At 58.0% G+C, this 3,850-nt stretch carries 4 protein-coding genes; all 4 read left to right on the top strand.

Features of this window, described 5'->3' with window-relative positions:
• Window positions 1-686, top strand: a 686-nt coding sequence (locus tag JCM12296_RS33160) for a molybdenum cofactor synthesis domain-containing protein (RefSeq protein WP_246805255.1), incomplete at its 5' end; no start/stop codon positions are given.
• Between the two features lie 137 nt (window positions 687-823).
• Window positions 824-2,794 carry an aldehyde ferredoxin oxidoreductase N-terminal domain-containing protein gene (locus tag JCM12296_RS33155; protein WP_054702136.1) on the top strand — a complete coding sequence of 657 codons (1,971 nt, stop codon included), beginning with the start codon at window positions 824-826 and terminating at the stop codon, window positions 2,792-2,794.
• On the top strand, window positions 2,781-3,314 hold the full coding sequence (locus JCM12296_RS33150) for a 4Fe-4S dicluster domain-containing protein (RefSeq protein ID WP_054702133.1): 534 nt from the start codon (window positions 2,781-2,783) through the stop codon (window positions 3,312-3,314). Before JCM12296_RS33155 ends, JCM12296_RS33150 begins: the two co-directional genes overlap by 14 nt.
• Window positions 3,315-3,456: 142 nt before the next feature.
• Complete coding sequence (locus JCM12296_RS33145) at window positions 3,457-3,729, top strand: hypothetical protein (RefSeq protein ID WP_054702130.1); 273 nt, start codon at window positions 3,457-3,459, stop codon at window positions 3,727-3,729.
• The last annotated feature ends 121 nt before the right edge of the window (window positions 3,730-3,850 follow it).

The raw sequence follows: 3,850 nt of genomic DNA, 5'->3' as shown, positions 1-3,850 counted from the left end.
GAGCCCATGTGTACGTCCACCGCAAACCCGTGGTGGCCATCGTTTCAACCGGCGATGAGCTCACCGATTTCCACGAACCGGCCACGCCCGGCAAGGCCATGTGCTCAACCCTTTACGCCCTATCCGCCCAGGTTCTCGATGTTTTGGCCACGCCCATGCGGTTAGGCATTGTGGAAGATGATCTTGAGGCTCAGAAAGAGCTCTTGACGGATGCGCTGCGCGCCGATCTGATCATCACCTCCGGCGGGACATCCCGAGGGAAATACGATCTGGTGCACAAGGCCTTCGCGTCCCTGGGCCTGGAAACGCGCTATTCCAATATTTTTGTCAAGCCCGGCAAACCGACCATCTTCGGTACCATCGGCGAAAGTCTCATCTTCGGGCTACCGGGCAATCCCGCTGCAGCCATGCTCTCGTTCGATCAATTCATCCGGCCGGCGCTGTTCAAGATGATGGGGCATCCGAATGGCTCCCATGTCTTTCTGGACAATTCCCGGGGGCTCAGTACGGAGGGGCCCTTCGCACGCTTCGACTCGTTCAATGAAAAAATGGGAGGCAACAAGGATCACCAACGGCCGTCCCAAGTCCCTCTGGAAAAAAGCCGTTTGGGAAACCGTAGGCATCCCCACCCGGGACCCCCCTCGTCCGGCACCACGCCGGAACGGCTCAAAATCGCTGCCCGTTAATCCGCGATGCGACCGACCGGTTTCCATCGCCGCAGGGGTGGCGGCAGAGCGGAACCGGTCCACGCGTCGTTTTGGCCATATAGATGCCCTGATTGATCCAAATCGATGAACCATCAGACCCATGGAGGCAACCGATCATGAGATATGCTGAAACCGGATATAACCTAGAAATTGATCTGACCCGTGGCAATGTGGAACGGGTGGAAACCGATCCCAACCTTTTAAAGACCCATCTGGGGGGCCTCGGCACCAGTGTCAAAATCCATTACGACCGTGTCGGTCCCGAAGTCCAGGCCTTCGACCCGGAAAATCTGCTGATCTTCAGCACGGGCCTGCTCTGCGGCACACCGGCCTTCAGCGCCAACCGCACCCTGGTGAGCTTCATCTCTCCCCAGACGGGTCTGTTGGCCTACCCGATGATGGGCGGATTCTGGTCCGCGGAATTGAAATACGCCGGATACGACAAGGTGGTCATCCGCGGCAAGTCGCCCAAGCTGATCTACATCTGGATCCACAACGACAAGGTGGAGATCCGCGATGCCTCTCATCTGCAGGGCAAGGGTGCCGTCGAGACCCAGGACCTGATCCGCAAGGAACTCAAGGATCCCGATGTTCAGGTGGCGGCCATCGGCCTGGCCGGTGAAAACCGCTGTTTTACCGCCTCCATCGAGCAATCCCGCTCCAGCTCGAGCCGTGGCGGCGGTGGGGCCGTCATGGGCGACAAGAAGATCAAGGCCATCGCCGTGCGCGGCACCAAAGCGGTCAACCTGGCCCGTGGCGAGGAGTTCATGGACCACATGAAGGATATCCGCAAATACATCGACTTTCGCAATGAAAACCCCATCCCCGAAGTCATGCCGATCTTGTCCGGTATCGGTTCTCCGCAAATGATGAAGCACGTCGACGAGAAATGGCACACGGAAAGTTTCGCCTGGGGCAACGCCCGCGTCCGCCGCAAGGATTTCTGGACGGACGAGATCGACAAGACCTGGACCGAGAGCCAGACGTCGGCCATCAAACGCTTCATCAGCTGCTTCAACTGTCCCCAGCAATGCGGCGCCCTGATCATGCACGATGACGTTCCGCCCTATATGATGAAATGTTTCTCCAAGCTGACCTACACCATGGCGGCCTTTGTCGACGACCTCGACTTCACCTGGAGAATCTGTAAACAGGCCTTCGAATACGGGTTGGACTCCTTCTCCACCCCCCAGATCCTGGCCTTCGGCGTGGAACTCTATGAGGCCGGCATTTTCACCGATGAGGACTTCAAGGGCTGCCCCACCGACAAGGAGGGCCGCTTCTTCTGGCTGCTCGACCGCGTCGCCCGCCGCGAAGGCATCGGCGATTACCTGGCCGACGGCACCTACTGGGCCGCCAAGCGCATCGGCAAGGGCGCCGAGGCCTTTGACCACAATACCACCAAAAAGCACGAGCAGATGAACATCAAGCTGGGCATGCTCGACCCCTTGTACTACCTGATGTTCGCCACCAACGAAAAAATCAGTATCACCCAGATCGAGGGCAACTGGCCCCAGGCCGCCTTCCCCGACAAAAAAACGCGTGAGGCATTTGTCAAGGACTGGCCCCAGCTCCCGGACGAAAAATTCAAAAAATACTTCGTGGATTGGGAACCGCGTGGCGAAATGGCCAACCCCCAATATCCGACACCCGAAATTTCCTCCGAGATCGTGGACTGGATGGAGATGCTGCACAACGTTGATGATGCGCTCGGTCTATGTTGCGGGATGGGATCTTTCTGCCTGAAACCGCCCTACCACGTGCACAACTACCCCAAGCTGGTTTCCGCATCGACGGGTATCGACATGGACAAGGACGATATCAGGAAAATCGTCAACCGCAGCCGCAACCTCCACCGGGCGTATAATAACATCCGCGGCATGCGCCGCAAGGACGAGCTGCCGCCGGCGGATCACTGGAAACATCGTTTTCCCGATCTTGAAGAAACGCTCATGCAGACCTACTACAAATTTAAAGGCTGGAACGAGGATGGCATTCCGACTCGTGAACGCCTGCACGAATTAGATTTGGATTATGTTGCCGACGACTTAGAAAAGAGGGGGATCCTTACCGATGGCCAAGATTAAGAAAACGATCAAGACGATCAAGATCGATGCGGACAAGTGCAACGGCTGCCGCACCTGCGAAGTGGTGTGCTCCGGATTTCATTCCGAACCCAAATACAGCAGCATCAATCCGGCAACGTCGCGGATCCGCGTGATCACCCACCGGCTCAAGGACATCTGGCTGCCGGTGTTTGCCGGTGAGTATACGCCCGCCGAATGCATGGGCCGGGACAAATATATCATCGACGGCAAGGAATATGACGAGTGTACCTTCTGCCGGGCGACCTGCCCGTCCCGGGACATGTTCAAGGATCCCGATTCGGGTTTGCCACTCAAATGCGACATGTGCGAAGGCAATGAAAGCGGCCCCCTGTGCGTGGAATGGTGCCTGAACGATGTCCTCATTTATGAGGAACGTGAAGAGGAAGTCGAGGAAGAGGTCGAGGTGAATGAAATGGAGGCCGGCCTCGAAGCCTTGATTGATAAGTACGGATATGAGAAACTGGGAACCGCCTTTTCCCGCCTGAGCCAAAAAGGCTGAAAGCGTTCATCCTTAAAGGAGGCGGTCGACCGGATCATATGAACAAAGTCAAACTGGGTTACGCGGAAGCCCTGCGCGTAACCTCGAAACGATTTCACCCCTCGGCAGCGACCGGATCGCCCTCTCGGCGTGCGCGGACCGGGTGCTTGCCGAGGATATGCACGCCAAGGTGAATTCGCCTTCCATTGACGCCTCCATGAAGGATGGTTACGCGGTCCGGTCCGTCGACATCGCCCTCGCGACACCGGAAAACCCGGTAATTCTCAAGGTTGTTGGAATGGCGGCCGCCGGAACCCCCTGCGCCCAGGCCGTTACCGGCGGAACCGCCGTTCGAATTCTCACCGGTGCCCGGGTTCCGATGGCGCCGATGCCGTCTTGGCCGAAGAGTTCACCACTTGCCAGGGGAATACCTTAACGGTGGTCGGCGATGCCCATCCGGGCCGCAACATCCTGCCCCGGGGGGCCGACGTGGCCACCGGGGGAATGCGTGGCCACCCAAGGCAGTCGCCTTTCTCCAGGACGCTTGGGGATTCTGG

The organism is Desulfosarcina cetonica JCM 12296 (assembly GCF_001311845.1).
Classification (GTDB): Bacteria; Desulfobacterota; Desulfobacteria; order Desulfobacterales; family Desulfosarcinaceae; genus Desulfosarcina; species Desulfosarcina cetonica.
This window is presented reverse-complemented; position numbering and strand designations above follow the sequence as displayed.